Annotated in this window: 15 protein-coding genes; 8 read left to right on the top strand and 7 right to left on the bottom strand. The window is 68.0% G+C overall.

The features are described 5' to 3' along the window. From MRBLWH13_RS02380 to MRBLWH13_RS02365, 4 genes are read left to right on the top strand one after another with little or no spacing between them, the layout of a single operon-like run. Positions 1–1,311, top strand: coding sequence for a hypothetical protein (locus tag MRBLWH13_RS02380; RefSeq protein ID WP_341956725.1), 1,311 nt, complete (start codon positions 1–3; stop codon positions 1,309–1,311). Further along, positions 1,301–1,867 (top strand): hypothetical protein, encoded by a 567-nt coding sequence (locus MRBLWH13_RS02375; protein WP_341956724.1) that lies wholly within the window; start codon positions 1,301–1,303, stop codon positions 1,865–1,867. Before MRBLWH13_RS02380 ends, MRBLWH13_RS02375 begins: the two co-directional genes overlap by 11 nt. A gap of 11 nt (positions 1,868–1,878) precedes the next feature. Continuing rightward, positions 1,879–2,280 (top strand): YbaB/EbfC family nucleoid-associated protein, encoded by a 402-nt coding sequence (locus tag MRBLWH13_RS02370; RefSeq protein ID WP_341956723.1) that lies wholly within the window; start codon positions 1,879–1,881, stop codon positions 2,278–2,280. 1 nt (position 2,281) lies between these two features. After that, positions 2,282–2,572 (top strand): WXG100 family type VII secretion target, encoded by a 291-nt coding sequence (locus MRBLWH13_RS02365; protein ID WP_341956722.1) that lies wholly within the window; start codon positions 2,282–2,284, stop codon positions 2,570–2,572. A gap of 93 nt (positions 2,573–2,665) precedes the next feature. On the opposite strand, the gene MRBLWH13_RS02360 is transcribed toward MRBLWH13_RS02365, so the two are convergent. After that, complete coding sequence (locus tag MRBLWH13_RS02360) at positions 2,666–5,743, bottom strand: lamin tail domain-containing protein (RefSeq protein ID WP_341956721.1); 3,078 nt, start codon at positions 5,741–5,743, stop codon at positions 2,666–2,668. A gap of 156 nt (positions 5,744–5,899) precedes the next feature. Between MRBLWH13_RS02360 and MRBLWH13_RS02355 the strand changes: the two genes are divergently transcribed. Together MRBLWH13_RS02355 and MRBLWH13_RS02350 are read left to right on the top strand one after the other, a co-directional pair. Next, on the top strand, positions 5,900–6,295 hold the full coding sequence (locus MRBLWH13_RS02355; protein ID WP_056311882.1) for a YccF domain-containing protein: 396 nt from the start codon (positions 5,900–5,902) through the stop codon (positions 6,293–6,295). Between the two features lie 32 nt (positions 6,296–6,327). Beyond that, the gene (locus tag MRBLWH13_RS02350; protein ID WP_341956720.1) at positions 6,328–6,789 is read left to right on the top strand and encodes a hemerythrin domain-containing protein; all 462 of its coding nucleotides are present in this window, start codon (positions 6,328–6,330) and stop codon (positions 6,787–6,789) included. 7 nt (positions 6,790–6,796) lie between these two features. Here the strand turns inward: MRBLWH13_RS02350 and MRBLWH13_RS02345 are convergent, their stop codons facing one another. Then, a complete protein-coding gene (locus tag MRBLWH13_RS02345) occupies positions 6,797–7,783 on the bottom strand; it encodes a glycerophosphodiester phosphodiesterase family protein (RefSeq protein ID WP_341956719.1) in 987 nt (328 codons plus the stop codon). An 87-nt stretch (positions 7,784–7,870) separates the two neighbouring features. Here MRBLWH13_RS02345 and MRBLWH13_RS02340 point away from each other — a divergent pair, with 87 nt between their 5' ends. Beyond that, entirely contained in the window at positions 7,871–8,800 is a 930-nt protein-coding gene (locus MRBLWH13_RS02340) for a Bax inhibitor-1/YccA family protein (RefSeq protein ID WP_056309164.1), read from the top strand. Between the two features lie 158 nt (positions 8,801–8,958). After that, the gene (locus MRBLWH13_RS02335; protein ID WP_210097234.1) at positions 8,959–9,231 is read left to right on the top strand and encodes a GlsB/YeaQ/YmgE family stress response membrane protein; all 273 of its coding nucleotides are present in this window, start codon (positions 8,959–8,961) and stop codon (positions 9,229–9,231) included. 87 nt (positions 9,232–9,318) lie between these two features. Here MRBLWH13_RS02335 and MRBLWH13_RS02330 read toward each other — a convergent pair whose 3' ends face one another. From MRBLWH13_RS02330 to MRBLWH13_RS02310, 5 genes are all read right to left on the bottom strand, one after another. Continuing rightward, entirely contained in the window at positions 9,319–10,605 is a 1,287-nt protein-coding gene (locus tag MRBLWH13_RS02330; protein WP_341956718.1) for an RNA polymerase sigma factor, read from the bottom strand. 1 nt (position 10,606) lies between these two features. Beyond that, positions 10,607–11,035, bottom strand: a complete 429-nt coding sequence (locus tag MRBLWH13_RS02325; protein ID WP_341956717.1) for a YciI family protein — start codon at positions 11,033–11,035, stop codon at positions 10,607–10,609. A gap of 113 nt (positions 11,036–11,148) precedes the next feature. Next, positions 11,149–12,087, bottom strand: coding sequence for an L-lactate dehydrogenase (locus MRBLWH13_RS02320; protein WP_341956716.1), 939 nt, complete (start codon positions 12,085–12,087; stop codon positions 11,149–11,151). Between the two features lie 215 nt (positions 12,088–12,302). Further along, the gene (gene guaA / locus MRBLWH13_RS02315; RefSeq protein WP_056508382.1) at positions 12,303–13,889 is read right to left on the bottom strand and encodes a glutamine-hydrolyzing GMP synthase; all 1,587 of its coding nucleotides are present in this window, start codon (positions 13,887–13,889) and stop codon (positions 12,303–12,305) included. Further along, on the bottom strand, positions 13,886–14,356 hold the full coding sequence (locus tag MRBLWH13_RS02310) for a DUF3817 domain-containing protein (protein WP_311242879.1): 471 nt from the start codon (positions 14,354–14,356) through the stop codon (positions 13,886–13,888). Before MRBLWH13_RS02310 ends, guaA begins: the two co-directional genes overlap by 4 nt. Positions 14,357–14,370: the final 14 nt, after the last annotated feature.

The following is a 14,370-nucleotide window of genomic DNA, read 5'->3' as shown; positions in this document are numbered from 1 at the left end:
ATGAGCACTGCTGTCCTCCCCGAGGCTGACGCCGCCGCATCCTCGCTCGCCTCCGGAAGCTGGAGCAGCCAGCTCCCTCCGGCCGGAGGGGCCGGTGACGACTGCGGCGGTGGACTGAGCGGTTTCGCGTCCGAGATCATGCAGTTCGTCCGCCCTCTGGAGCAATTGCTCGAGCAGGTGGCAGGAGACCCGGCGGGGCTCTATCAGGCCTCCCATGCCTGGGAGACCTACGCCGGCGACGTGCAGTCGACCTCCGCGCTCTACCAGCAGGCGTTGACCCAGATCAGCGGCCATGTGCAGGGGATCACCGCGGTCGTCGTGGAGGGATCGCTGCGAGTCCTCCAGTCGGCGACGCACTCGATCGCCGACTGGTCGAAGGTCATGAGTCAGGCGCTTCAACTGTGCGTGCGCGCGGTCGAGATCATGCGTTCCCTGGTGTGTGCGGGCTTCGAGCTGCTCTCGACCGTCGGCGGCAGCATCAAGGACCTCCTGTTCGGCAGCTGGCCCTGGGAGCTCGACAAGAAGGCGCAGGTGATCCAGGATTTCGCCGACAACTGCGCACAGGTCATCGCCGAGGTCACCTCCAACATCGATCGGGCGCTGCAGGCGCTGCGCGAGATGGTTCGCCTGGCCACCGACCTCTACCGCGCGATCATCCCGTTCCACCAGCGTCTGGAAGACCTGCTCGGCGAACTCCTCGAGCAGTTCCCCCCTGGCAAGCTCCTCGGCCCGCTCGGCGGTCTGCCCGGAGCGATCCCGCCCGGCGGGATGGGCGACACCTACAACCCCGGCCCGACGCCTTACCCCGGCTCCGATCACGTGTTCGAAGGCGAGTACGACCTGGGCTATTCGCACCAGTTCGACCTCGGAGAGACGGATATGACCACCGAGCAGCTCAATCAGATGCTGCAGCAGGAGTTCGGCCACGTCTTCCTCCCCTCCCGCGAGGGCGACAACTCGCAGCTCAACATGCAGCTCACCGGAGAGGGGCAGACCATCCAGACCTCTCTGTTCGGTATGGGCATCCCCGGCGTCACCGCGGGAGACATCTCCGTTCAGCAGATCACCGACGACGGCTTCGTGATCGCCGCCCAGCCCGGGCATCCCGAGTACCCGGGCGAGGTCGCCTTCCGCCTGCGCAACGTCGACGGCCGCGGAGTCTTCGAGGTCACCGGGGCCTACAACGAGACGATCCTCGAGAGCATGGGATTCTCCGGCAACACCAACCCCGCATACGCAGGCATCTCGGATGTCAGCATCTGGTCAGACATGCAGTACCGACTCGAGGACATGATGAACTATGGCCGCTAGGCGCTGGTCCGCACTCTCCGTCGTCGCCGTGGGAGTGCTCGCGCTCACGGGATGCTCGTTCGGGGGTGGCGGCTCCGACAGCGGGATTCCGCACGACGCCGCCTCGGGCGGGCAGACCCTGGCCGAGCTGCGCGAGTCCTTCGAGTCGATCCCCGGCATCACCGTCTCCGACATCGCGGGCGGCGACAAGCCCAACGTGAAGGGCAACACGGGGTACGCGATCGGGCTCGAGGTCGAGCCCGGCTTCGCGATCGCCGACGGAGCAGCGCTGGTCGATTTCGTGGTGTCTTCGGTCTGGTCGGTGCGCGAGGGCTACATGCCGAATGCGCGCATCGACATCAGGGTGCGGACCTCGTCGAGTGGGGGCTTCGATGTGGGGGCCGCCGCGGCGCAGGCAGGGTGGGTGCGCGACTCCACCTCGTCGCCGAAGCCGTACAGCACGGCCGCCATCGACCTGATGGAGGACAAGGATCAGGGCGCCAGCAACCGCGAGCGGCTCGGGTCTTGGCCCGGAGACGTGCCCGAGGTCCCGACCGGCGTGACCGTGCAGGAATGAGGGAGAACGATATGGACGACAGCACATCCGGCATCGACGAGGGTTTCGCGGCCGCCCGCAAGCAGCTCGACGACATCAACCGGCAGGCGCAGCAGAACCAGGCACGCGCTCAGGCACTGGCGACCGATGTCGAGACGCTCGTCGAGTCGGCACGCAGCCCGCGAGGCGAGGTCACCGTCCGTGCCAAGGTCGGCGGAAAGCTCGCCGGTCTCGAGTTCGGTCCCGCCGCCGAGGCGCTCACGCTCCAGGCTCTGGCCCAGGTGACGCTCGAGACGATCGCGCAGGCGCAGCACAACGCGATGTCGACGCTCGCCGATCGCAGCGCGGAGCTGTTCGGCGAGGATTCCGACATCGCGACGAGCCTGAAGTCGGATGCGCGCCGCGGGTACCCGTCCCCCGGACTGGAGCGCTGACATGGATCTCAAGGTCGACCCCGACCGGCTCGCCGAAGCGGCCGCGAGCTGCGCAGCGTCCGCCGCCTCGATCGTCGAATCGCTCGACTCCCTCGCAGGCACTTCGCAGGACCTCCGCAGCCGCTGGGAGGGCGAGGCCCAGAACGCGTACACACGGCGTTCTTCGGCGCTCGACTCGCAGTGGCGCCTGCACGCGGGCACCCTGCGTCTCTCCGCCGAACGTGCCGCACGCCTCGCCGAGGAGTACCGCCAGGCGGACTCCGACGGCGCCCGCGCCGTGCTCGGCTTCTGACACCGCTTCGAACACTGCCGCGGCAGCGCAGACGAGAGAGAGGATGCGCGGGTTCTCGCGCATCCTCCCTCTCGTCGTTTCGGGATGCGGGTGTCAGACTGTGCCGCGGCGCCGACGGACGATCAGCGCACCGGCGATGAGCAGCATCAGAGCCAGCGCGATGACGGCGACGGGCACCGCGGCGCCCGTCGCGGCGAGTCCGCTCGGGTCCGTGATGCGGATGTCCGCCCATCCGATCAGCTCGCCGGCTGCCGAGTACACCGCGATCCGGTGGGCGCCGAGGGCGGCATCCGTCGGAATAGTCACCGTGAGTGCACCGGACGCGGACGCGGCACCGGAGGCCAGCTGCACGGGGTCGGAGTACATCCAGACCGTGATCCGGTCACCGGCGACGCCGCCGCCAGCCGTCACCGTCACCTGCGAGCCGCGTGCCGCGACCGCCGGGTTCACCGTGACGCCGTTGCGGTTGGCGTCGCTGAGAGCCGTGCCGGGAAGCGGAGGGTTCTGAGCGCCGGGGGTACCTCCCGGGGTCCCACCCGGGTTCTCCTCCGTCGCGCCCGGAAGGCTCCCGACTCGCAATGCCTCAGAGGCGAAGCCGTCGGCGAACCACCACACGGGACGCTGGCCGTCGACCGACAGTGAAGCCGGAGCAGTGGCGAAGCCCTCGTTGTTGATGTCGGGCATGCCTGCGGGGCGCGCGAAGTGCGCGATCCCCGGCTGTGCGGTGCCGTTCAGCGTGATCTGCGCCGACTGCCCGTGGCAACCGTCGTCGCACACGGCCCACAGCACGTCGAGGACGCTGTCGTAGTCGAGCGCCATGACCCCTGCGAGACCCGGCGCGATCTCCGACACCAGCGTCGCCGTGCCGTCCGCGCCGAGCGCGAAGGCGTAGACATGACCGTTGTCCTCGACCGCGACGAAGAACAGGCCGCCGCCGTGACCGGCGTAGTCCGTCGAGTCATAGGCCGCTCCGGTGTTGGTGTCGAAGAGCGCGCCGTCGAGCGCACTGTCGGGCACCCACTGCACGGCCTCCATGCCGAGGTTCGCCCCCACGGCGGGCAGCAGCGTCGTAAGATCCCACTCCTGCTGCGCGACGAGGTCACCGGACGCGGCCTCGGGGTCGACCTTGAGCACCGTGTTCTGGTTCACGCCCTTGGCGCTGTTGTCGCGCTCCGAAGCGACGTAGACCGAGCCGGCGCCGTCGACCGTGATGCCCTCGGTGTCGGGACCCGCCGCACCCGGGTTCGCGGCATCCTTCTGGAATCGCACGCGCTTGCCCGATTCCCAGCCGTCGATCTGCGTGAACGAGCCGTCGGCGTGGGCCTCGAGCTTCCAGATGCGCCCCTCGCCGTTGTCGACGGCCCAGAGGAACGTGCCGTCAGCGGTCTCCTGCACGTCGAGACCCGAGCTGTCCTCGAGGAACGTCGGAACGGTGTCGAGCACGCGGACGTCGGCAGAACCCGGCCACGGCGAGACGGCGATCTCGCCGGCGCAGAGGTTCGCCGCGCCCTTGGTGCTCTCGGCGGTGACGGCGAAGGCGCCGGTGACGTCAGGGCAGCGACCCCACGTGGTCGCCGCGTGCCCTGCGCCCCAGGTGGTGGAGTCGATGAGGAGGTCACCGTCGAAGACGCGCACCGAGTCGCCGTCCCCGAGGCCGAAGCCGAGGTCGGCGCCCTCGATGACGAGGTATCCGCCGGCTGCGATCGAGGTCCCTGCCGGGATGACGTGCGAGTGGGTGTCGTCGTCGTCCTTCACGACGACGCCCGAGACGTCGAGAGCGGATGCTGTCGGGTTGACCAGTTCGATCCAGTCGCCCGGTGAGCCGCCGTCTGACTCGACCTCGTTGATGCGCACCGGATTGCCGCATGCGTTGCGCAGGCCCTTGGTCGAGACTCCGATGTCGACGAAGTCGCCGCTGCCGTCCGCACAGCGGGCGAGCACGCCGGCCGCATGTGCCGCGTACACGTGCTCGTCGACGACGTTGAGGTTCGCATCGCGCAGCGTGACCGTATCGCCGTTGCCCAGACCGAACACGAAATCGGTCGGCTGGTCGAAGACGAGATACGCGCCGGGTGCGAGCACCGTTCCCGCGGGTAGCGGCGTGGTCTCTGCTGCATGGCCCACGGGGTCGCCGTCCATCACGGTCCAGCCCGAGAGGTCGACCGGGGTGCTGCCCGTGTTGACGACCTCGACCCAGTCGGTCGTGTCGCCGTTGGACTCGATCTCGTTGATCAGGACGTCGGGCATGACGCACGCGTTCGCCGCCCCCGGAGTCGAATAGGCGAGCACGAAGGCGCCCTGGCCGTCGGGGCAGCGCGCGAGAGTCGCGGCGATGACGTCGCCGTCGATCGCGGCATGGCCGCTCCACGGGAGCGTGTCGTCGACCAGGAGTCCTGTGTCGTCGAAGAGGCGGATGCGGTCGGCGCTGCCGATGCCGATCGGATCGCGGAACGCGGTCTCGATGCCGTCGACGAGCCCGATCGAACCTTCCGCGACGACGAGGAACTCGCCCGCGGCGATCTCCGTTCCCGGCAGGAACTGCCAACGGTGGTCGTCGGAGTTGTCGCGGATCTCGTAGCCCGAGATGTCGAGAGGAGCATCGCCCGCGTTGTGGAACTCGACCCAGTCGGCCGGCTGCGAGTCGACCTCGTTGATGACGATGCTGCCGCCCAGAGGGTTATCGACAGCGAAGACGTTGACGGCGCCCTTCGTGGGCTCGGAGGTGTCCGCCCATTCCACGGCGCCCTCGACGTCGCGGGCACCCCAGGTCGCTGCAGCGTGAGCCGCCCACGACGTCTCGTCGACGAGCACGGCGCTCGGGTCGAACAGACGCACCTGGTCTTCCTTGCCGAGTCCGAAGGCGAAGTCGCCGACGCCCGCAGCCCCTTCGTCGATCACGAGATAGGCGCCAGGCTCGACGATCGTGCCGTCGGGGAACGTGTACGACTCGTCCTCGCCGTTGTCCTTGACGACGTAGCCGCTCAGATCGACGGCCACGGCCGACGTGTTGACGAACTCGATCCAGTCGCCGGGCACTCCCCCGCTGGATTCGACTTCGTTGATGCGGACACCGGATTCGGCGCCGGTGGCGGCGAGCGGAACGGCGAGCAGGGCGGCGGCGCTGAGTGCGCAGACCGTCGTGACCGCAGCCGCGGAGTGCAGGCGGGACATGGGGCTCCTGAGGGAATCAGACGGGTATCACCCCACATCACCCACACCGCATGGCTGACCGAAGACCCGCAGGTGCACGGATGGTGAACGGCCGGTGGCCATTCGGCCGGCGTCGCCGAAAGGCGGATGTACAGGCGTCGATGCGAGGATCGTGTCGTGCGCACCATCCTCAACATCATCTGGCTGATCTTCGCCGGGCTCGCTCTGTTCCTCGGATACATGCTCGCCGGCATCCTGCTGTGCATCCCCATCGTGACGATCCCCTGGGCGATCGCCTCATTCCGGATCGCCCGGTACGCGATCTGGCCGTTCGGACGCGAGATCGTCAGCAAGCCCACCTCGGGCGTCGGATCGTTCCTCGGCAACGTGCTTTGGGTGATCCTCGCGGGCTGGTGGCTCGCCATCGGACACATCGTCTCGGGTCTCGCGCTGTGCATCACCATCATCGGCATCCCGATGGGCATCGCCGACTTCAAGATGGTGCCGGTGTCGCTGATGCCGCTCGGCAAGGAGATCGTGTCGCGCAAGGGTGCCTTCGATCGCACCCTCTGACGGATCGGCACGACCGACCTAGACTGACCGGGATGGATGCCGACCGCCTGATCGCCTGGGATGACGAGCTCCGCCGGGCGCACACCCGCCTCCGCGCGGCTCTGGAGGCGACGAGGGCCGCGCTCGACGCGGACGCCGACGCCCCGGATGCCGCCTCTGATCTCGCGCTGTTCTGCATCGGATTCTGCTCGGCGCTCGACGGACATCATCTGAGCGAGGACAGCGTCCTGTTCCCCGCCCTGCGCGAGGAGCACCCCGAACTCGGCGATGTGATCGACAAGCTCATGCAGGATCACTCGATGCTCGCGCATCTTCTCGGCGCGCTCCGCACCGCGGTCGAGGGAGGCGAGAGCACCGAGGCGATCGAACGGCACCTCGACGGCGTGGGCGCGATCATGGAATCGCACTTCCGCTTCGAGGAGCGCGAGATCCTGGCGCCGCTGCGCGCACTGCACCTGGATCGCGCCGTACCGGACGTGCTCGGCCCGCTCTGAACCGGGCTCAGTCGCGGAAGAAGGCGACCCCGAGGTCCGGGTGGTCCACGAACACCCCGTCGACGCCCGTGCGAGCGATGACGCCCCACTCGGCCTCGTAGTCACCGTATGCGCCCTTGCCTCCGGAACCGCGGAACTCCGCGGAGAGGAAGGCGTTTTCAGGGCGGCACGTCCAGGTGAAGACCTTGAGCCCTCTGGCGTGTGCGTCGGGGACGATCGTGTTGCCTGCCGCGAGCAGCATCCGCTTGTTGACGCTGATGCCGTCGACCTGCCCGACCAGACCGTCGAGCCCTGTCGGCGTGACGGTCGCCTTGTAGGTCAGAGCCTTCTTGCCCTGCGCGACGAGCAGGTCATAGGGACGACCGGACGCTTCGATCAGGTAGATGTACGAGGCGGCGATGCCACGAGCCCTCAGCTGCCCGAGGATCGTCGACTCGAAGCACTCGATGATCAGCGGCAGCTCGCCGTCGGCCCAACCAGCCGTGCGCAGGTCGCGCTCGATCAGCGGAGCGAGATCGAGTCCGATGCTTGCGAAGTACGTTGCGTGCTTGACTTCGAGCACGACTCCGATCTCACGGCCGTGCTCGACCGAGCCGTCTCTCACGAGGTCGAGCACGTCGGTCAGCCGGAGTATGGCCTGCGAGCCGCTGAAGCTCGCGCTCGAGAGGCGCACCTCGGGCAAGCGCTCGCGACTGCGCAGAGTCGAGAGCTCCTCCCATGTGAAGTCCTCGGTGAACCAGCCGGTCAGAGCCTGTCCGTCGACGCGCTTCGTCGTCTTGCGGTCGGCGAACTCCGGGTGCTCTGCGACATCGGTCGTGCCCGAGATCTCGTTCTCGTGACGGACGATGAGCACACCGTCCTTCGTCGCGACGACGTCGGGTTCGACCGCATCGACTCCCATCGCGAGCGCGAGCTCGTAGGAGGAGCGACTGTGTTCCGGACGGTAACCGGGCGCACCGCGGTGCCCGATCACGAGAGGCGATTTCCTGGGCACGCTCTCAGCGTAGGACACCCTGATGGCCCGACATTCCGGGTATCGTGGAGGAAAGCGACCCACAACCCACTTTGGAGTGAGGCCCACATGAGCAACTTCGCCTTCAACAACCCGGCGTTCCAGCAGCAGGATCCGCGCAACGTCGCGACCTACCCGGGTGCGCCGCAGGGCGCTCAGGGCGCGCAGGCCGCGTCGTTCCAGCACGGCACGATGGATGCCGCTGCCAACGCGCAGCTCGAGGGAATGTACGCCGCTCCCCCGGCCGGCGCGATCGAGACCGACCGCATGTCGGTCGAGGACACCGTCTGGAAGACCGCCGGACTCTTCGGCATCCTTCTCGTCACCGCGGCCATCGGCTGGTTCGTGACGCTCGGCGGCGTCGCCGCACCCGAGCAGAACCCCTACGACCAGTTCCAGCCGAACATGCTGCCGTGGATCGTCGGAGCGCTCGGCGGCTTCGTGCTCGCCATGGTGATCTCCTTCACGTCGCGCAAGAAGGTCCGCCCCGCGCTGATCTTCGCGTACGCCGCCTTCGAGGGTCTCTTCATCGGTGGCATCTCGGCGTTCTTCGAGGTGCTCTACCCCGGCATCGTCTTCCAGGCCACCCTCGCCACCGTCTCGGTGGTCGGCGTGACACTGGCTCTCTTCGCGAGCGGAAAGATCCGCGCCTCGAAGAAGGCCACCAAGATCTTCATGATCGCCATGATCGGCTACCTCGTCTTCTCGCTGCTCAACGTGGTCCTCACCTGGACCGGCGTCCTCGGCGAGGGCGCAGCGTTCGGTCTGCTCAGCAAGGTCGAGATCCTCGGCATCCCGCTCGGCCTGATCATCGGCGTCCTGGTCGTCATCATGGCGGCGTACTCGCTGGTGCTCGACTTCGACCAGATCCAGCAGGGCGTGCGCAACGGCGCTCCCCGCAAGTACGGCTGGCTCGGCGCCTTCGGCATCATGGTCACGGTCGTCTGGCTCTACGTCGAGATCCTGCGGATCATCGCGATCGCTCGCGGCAACAACTGACGCATCGTCTCTCGAAGAGGCCCGTCTCCTTCCGGAGGCGGGCCTCCTTGCATACCCGGAGGCTCAGCCGCAAGGGGTTGGCTGATAATCAGCTGAGAGGGCACAGTAGATCACACGAGCCCTGGCACCCCGGGGCTCACGAAACAAAGGAGCTGAACATGAGCTTTCTCGGATTCCTTCTTCTCGGCCTGATCGCCGGAGCCATCGCGAAGCTGATCCTTCCCGGCAAGCAGGGCGGCGGATGGTTCATCACCCTCCTGCTCGGCGTCGTGGGCGCACTGCTCGGTGGATGGCTCGGAAGCCTGATCCTGAACCGTCCCCTCACGGAGTTCTGGGACCTCGGCACGTGGCTCCTCGCCATCGGCGGCTCGATCATCGTGCTGCTGATCTACGGCCTGGTCGTCAACCGCGGCAGCAAGGCTCGCAGCTGACCACATCGCGCATCGTGCGGTGAACGGAACCGCCCTCGTCGGAAGCACTGCTTCGGACGGGGGCGGTTCTTCGTGCGCGTGAAGGCATCAGCGCTCCGCAGCCCTGGCCTCGAGCAGCGCCCGCTCCCTGTCGTTTCGCGCGAGCGCGGCGGCGACGGCGAACTCGCTGCGCGCCTCGTCGTCACGACCGAGACGCAGGAGCATCTCGGCACGCGTCGCCGGCAGCAGGTGGTAGCCGGCCAGAGCGCCCGATGCCGAGAGCCGGTCGATGATCTGCAGGGCGGATGCGGGACCCGTCGCCATCGCCACCGCGGCCGCACGGTTGAGGTCGACCACGGGCGACGGAGCGATACGGCCGAGAGCCTCGTAGAGCACCACGATGCGGTCCCAGTCGGTCGCGTCGACGCTCGCCGCGAGCGCGTGGCACTCGGCGATCGCCGCCTGCAGACCGTACGGGCCGCGACCCGAGCCGAGCGCGTCCGCGGCCGCCAACGCGGCGCGGCCGCGCGCGATGCGCCCTCGATCCCAGCGACGCCGGTCCTGATCGGCGAGCAGCACGGGTTCGCCGTGCGCGTCGACCCTGGCCGGAAACCGGGCGGCCGTCAGCTCCATGAGGGCGAGGAGGCTGTGCACGTCGCGCTCCCGCGGCATCAGCGCCGCGAGCACGCGCGTCAGCCGGATCACCTCGAGGCTGAGCTCCGGTCGCATCCAGTCGGGGCCGCTGCTGGCCGCATGCCCCTCGTTGAAGATCAGGTACAGCACGCCGAGGATCGCGCCCAGTCGAGCCGTGTGCTCGTCGCGGGGAGGCATCTCGAACGGCACGTGCGCTGCGGCGAGGGTCTTCTTCGCACGGACGATGCGCTGCTGCACGGTCGCTGTGGGAACGAGGAAAGCCCTGGCGATCTCCTCGCTCGACAGACCGCCCACCACCCGCAGCGTCAGAGCGACCTGCGCCTCTCGCGACAGAACCGGGTGGCACGAGATGAAGATCAGCCGGAGCACGTCGTCGTCGACGGCATCCGGATCCCACGGCGGTGCATCCGCAGCCTCGGCCTGCTCACGCTCCAGGTCGTGGGCGAGCACCGCCATGCGCTCGTCCAGCCGCTCTCTGCGGCGCCAGCCGTCGACGGCCTTGCGTTTCGCGACCGCCGTGAGCCACGCTCCGCCGTTGCGAGGCACGCCGTCGATCGGCCACTGCCGCAGCGCATCCACCAGCGCCTCCTGCGCCAGGTCCTCAGCGAGACCGAAGTCGCCGACCGCCCTCGTCAGCGTGCCGACGATCTTCGCGGACTCGATGCGCCAGACGGCCGCGACGGCGCGCTCCGCGGCACCCGTGTCGGGGGCTGAGCGCGCCGTCTCGCTGTCGTCGGTCATGTCACTGCTGGGCGCGGCGCGCCTCTTCCTCTTCGCGCCAGCCCTTCTCCTTCTCGATCCACTCGTTGTCGGCCGGGAAGTCGGACTCGTCGGTCACCCGGCGCACCTCGAGGAACGAACCTGCGCCGAGAGGTGCACGGCTCGCCCACTCGGCAGCCTCCTCGCGCGTCGACGCCTCGATGATCCAGAAGCCGTTGAAGAGCTCCTTCGTCTCCCCGTAGGGGCCGTCGGTGATCAGAGGCTTCTCAGCGCTGAAGTCCACCACGAAGCCCTCCGCGGCGTCGCTGAGTCCCTCGCCCGCGAGCAGCACGCCGGCCTTGATCATCGACTCGTTGTACTTCCCCATGGCCTCGATGACCTGCTCGAACGGCATCTCCTTGTAGGCCTCGACCGCTTCGTCGTTCGAGCGCATGATCAGCATGTACTTCATGATGTTCTCCTTGGTGGGTGGGGCCGTCTTTCGACCCTCTCATCGAAGACGTCGAACGGGAACGACTCGGATCGACACAGTCGACGAAGATTCTCAAGATTCTTCCGAAGGGGTCAGTCGAGCTCGTCGATCGCCGCGCGGATCGCGTCGGCGGAAGCCTGCAGCAGGCTCAGCTCACGCTCGTTCATCGGCGTCTCGGCCAGCGGCACCGCCCCCGCAGCCCCCACCACCGACGGCACCGACAGCGCGACCCCGTGCAGCCCGTATTCGCCGTCGAGCACTGTCGCGACCGGAAGCACCGCCCGCTCGTCATGCAGCACCGCCTCAGCGATGCGGGCGCAGCTGACGCCGATCGCGAGGTTCGTCGCTCCCTTGCCGCGGATGACGGCGTACGCCGCATCGCGCACCTCGATCGCGATCCGGTCGAGCTCCTCGGCCGTGAACGGCTCATCGGCTGGCCAGTCGAGGATCGGCACGGAGCCGATCGTCGCGTTCGACCACAGGGGGAACTCCGTGTCGCCGTGCTCGCCCACGATGTCGGCATGGACACTCGCCGTGCTCACGTTCGCCCGATGAGCGAGACGCCAGCGCAGACGTGAGGTGTCGAGAACGGTGCCGGATCCGAATACCCGGTGGGGCGGGAGGCCCGAGACTCGCTGCGCGACGACGGTCATCACGTCGGCCGGGTTCGTGACGATGATGAACACGGCGGACGGCGCGCGTTCGACGAGTTGCGGCATGAGCTTCTCGAGAAGACGAGCGTTGATGCCCGAGAGCTCCATTCGGGTCTGCCCCGGCTGCTGCTTCGCACCGGCCGTCACGACGATCACGTCGCTGCCGTCGACGACCGAGAGATCGGAGCCACCGACGACCGCCGCAGAGGTGAACTGCGTGCCGTGTGCGAGATCGAGCACCTCGGCATCCACCTTGTCGGTGGCGATGTCGTAGAGAGCGACCTCGGCCGCACTCCCCCGGATCAGCGCCGCATAGGCGACGCTGACCCCCACGCTGCCTGCACCGATAACCGTGATCTTCGTCCGTGCCTTGGTCATAGGCTCATCCTGCCCGAAATACCACGAACGGGCACGGACCTGATGGTCCGTGCCCGTTCGATGTCACCGGCGCGAGAGCGAAGTCACTCCCACTCGCCCGCTGGCGCGGTCGAGTGCCACCAGCGCCTATGCGAGCGGGAGCTCCTGAGTCACTCCCACTCGCCCGCTGGCGCGGTCGAGTGCCACCAGCGCCTATGCGAGTGGGAGCTCCTGCGTCACTCCCACTCGATGGTCCCCGGCGGCTTCGACGTCACGTCGAGCACGACGCGATTGACGTCGCGGACGCCGTTGGTGATGCGGTTGGAGATCTTCGAGAGCACGTCGTACGGCAGACGCGTCCAGTCGGCGGTCATCGCGTCTTCGCTCGAGACGGGGCGCAGCACGATGGGATGCCCGTAGGTGCGGCCGTCGCCCTGGACGCCGACCGAGCGGACGTCGGCGAGCAGCACGACGGGGCACTGCCAGATGTCCTGGTCGAGGCCTGCCTTGGTGAGCTCCTCGCGAGCGATCGCGTCGGCCTCACGGAGGATCTCGAGGCGGTCCTGCGTGACCTCGCCGATGATGCGGATGCCAAGACCCGGCCCGGGGAAGGGCTGACGGCCGACGATCGCCTCGGGGATGCCGAGCTCGCGGCCGATCGCACGAACTTCGTCCTTGAACAGGGCGCGCAGCGGTTCGATGAGCTCGAAGTCGAGGTCATCGGGGAGTCCGCCGACGTTGTGGTGCGACTTGATGTTCGCGGTACCGGCGCCGCCGCCGGACTCGACGACGTCGGGGTACAGCGTGCCCTGCACGAGGAACTTGACCGGGGCGCCGCCCGACGCCTTCGCCTCGGCGACGAGGTCGAGCTGCACCTTCTCGAAGGCGCGGATGAACTCGCGACCGATGATCTTGCGCTTCTCCTCGGGGTCGGTGACGCCCGCGAGGTGACCGAGGAAGACGTCTGCCGCGTCGACCGTGATCAGACGCACACCCGTGGACTCGACGTAGTCCTTCTCGACCTGCTCGCGCTCGCCCTTGCGGAGGAGCCCGTGATCGACGAAGACCGCGGTCAGCTGGTCGCCGATCGCCTTGTGCACGAGAGCGGTCGAGACCGCCGAGTCGACGCCACCGGAGAGCGCCGAGATGACGCGTGCGTCACCCACCTGCTCGCGGATGCGTTCGACCTGCTCGGCGATCACGTTGCCGCTGTTCCAGTCGGACGCGAGACCTGCGCCCTTGTGCAGGAAGTTCTCGATCACACGCTGCCCGTGGTCGGAGTGCTTGACCTCAGGGTGCCACTGCACGCCGTAGAAGCCGCGCTCCTCGTTCGCGAACGCCGCGACCTTGGTGGCGTCGGTCGTGGCGAGCACGTCGAAGCCTTCGGGTGCCTTGGCGACCTGGTCGCCGTGGCTCATCCAGACGTTCTGCTCGGCCGGCTGGCCGCCGAGCAGCGTGCCTCCGTCACCCGAGATGACGGCATCCGTCGCGCCGTATTCGCGGAGGCCGGTGTTCGCGACCTCGCCGCCGAGGGTCTGCGCCATGTACTGGAAGCCGTAGCAGATGCCGAGAGTCGGCACCCCGAGCTCGAAGACCGCGGGGTCCAGGCGCGGAGCGCCCTCTTCGTAGACCGACGACGGACCACCCGAGAGGATGATCGCGACCGGGTTCTTCTCGGCGATCTCGGCGGCCGTCGCGGTGTGCGGCACGATCTCGCTGTAGACACCGGCCTCACGCACTCGACGGGCGATCAGCTGCGCGTACTGCGCGCCGAAGTCGACGACGAGCGTGGGGCGCTGCTGGGTCTCGGACTGTTCGGTCACCGGACACCTTCCGTGGCAGGGGCGGGGGCCGAGGCGGCCTCCCTCGAAGCGAGGTAGGCCTTGACGTCGCGGGCGACGATGGCCTCCATGAAGAACGACAGCAGCGGGATGACGCCACCGAGCGCGAGCAGGATGAAGCGCAGGAACGGCCAGCGCATCAGGCTCCACATCCGGAAGCACGCGAAGAGGTACACGACGTAGAACCAGCCGTGTGCGACGAGGATCGAGAGCGAGATGTTGAGTCCGTCACCGGTCGACTCCAGACCCTCGGGCCCCTCGACGACGGGAGCGAACCACAGCAGACCGCCGGAACCTCCCGCGAAGAGCTCGAGTCGGATCGGCGTGTACTTCAGCACCATCTCGGCGACCAGCAGGAGCAGCATGACTCCGGTGATGATCGACGCGACCTGGTAGAACTTCAGCGCACCACGGATCGCCGGAAAGCTGGCGACTTTCGGTTCGGGCATGACTCCAGTCTAGC

Source organism: Microbacterium sp. LWH13-1.2 (assembly GCF_038397735.1).
GTDB lineage: Bacteria > Actinomycetota > Actinomycetes > Actinomycetales > Microbacteriaceae > Microbacterium.
Note: the sequence above shows the minus strand (reverse complement) of the source record. Positions and strands in the feature narration are given on the sequence as shown.

What these genes read in the sequence shown, in the direction of transcription:
- MRBLWH13_RS02380 (WP_341956725.1), top strand. Translation starts at nt 1, where the DNA reads ATGAGCACTGCTGTCCTCCCCGAGGCTGACGCCGCCGCATCCTCGCTC.
- MRBLWH13_RS02375 (WP_341956724.1), top strand. Translation starts at nt 1,301, where the DNA reads ATGGCCGCTAGGCGCTGGTCCGCACTCTCCGTCGTCGCCGTGGGAGTG.
- MRBLWH13_RS02370 (WP_341956723.1), top strand. Translation starts at nt 1,879, where the DNA reads ATGGACGACAGCACATCCGGCATCGACGAGGGTTTCGCGGCCGCCCGC.
- MRBLWH13_RS02365 (WP_341956722.1), top strand. Translation starts at nt 2,282, where the DNA reads ATGGATCTCAAGGTCGACCCCGACCGGCTCGCCGAAGCGGCCGCGAGC.
- MRBLWH13_RS02360 (WP_341956721.1), bottom strand. Translation starts at nt 5,743, where the DNA reads ATGTCCCGCCTGCACTCCGCGGCTGCGGTCACGACGGTCTGCGCACTC.
- MRBLWH13_RS02350 (WP_341956720.1), top strand. Translation starts at nt 6,328, where the DNA reads ATGGATGCCGACCGCCTGATCGCCTGGGATGACGAGCTCCGCCGGGCG.
- MRBLWH13_RS02340 (WP_056309164.1), top strand. Translation starts at nt 7,871, where the DNA reads ATGAGCAACTTCGCCTTCAACAACCCGGCGTTCCAGCAGCAGGATCCG.
- MRBLWH13_RS02335 (WP_210097234.1), top strand. Translation starts at nt 8,959, where the DNA reads ATGAGCTTTCTCGGATTCCTTCTTCTCGGCCTGATCGCCGGAGCCATC.
- MRBLWH13_RS02330 (WP_341956718.1), bottom strand. Translation starts at nt 10,605, where the DNA reads ATGACCGACGACAGCGAGACGGCGCGCTCAGCCCCCGACACGGGTGCC.
- MRBLWH13_RS02325 (WP_341956717.1), bottom strand. Translation starts at nt 11,035, where the DNA reads ATGAAGTACATGCTGATCATGCGCTCGAACGACGAAGCGGTCGAGGCC.
- MRBLWH13_RS02320 (WP_341956716.1), bottom strand. Translation starts at nt 12,087, where the DNA reads ATGACCAAGGCACGGACGAAGATCACGGTTATCGGTGCAGGCAGCGTG.
- MRBLWH13_RS02310 (WP_311242879.1), bottom strand. Translation starts at nt 14,356, where the DNA reads ATGCCCGAACCGAAAGTCGCCAGCTTTCCGGCGATCCGTGGTGCGCTG.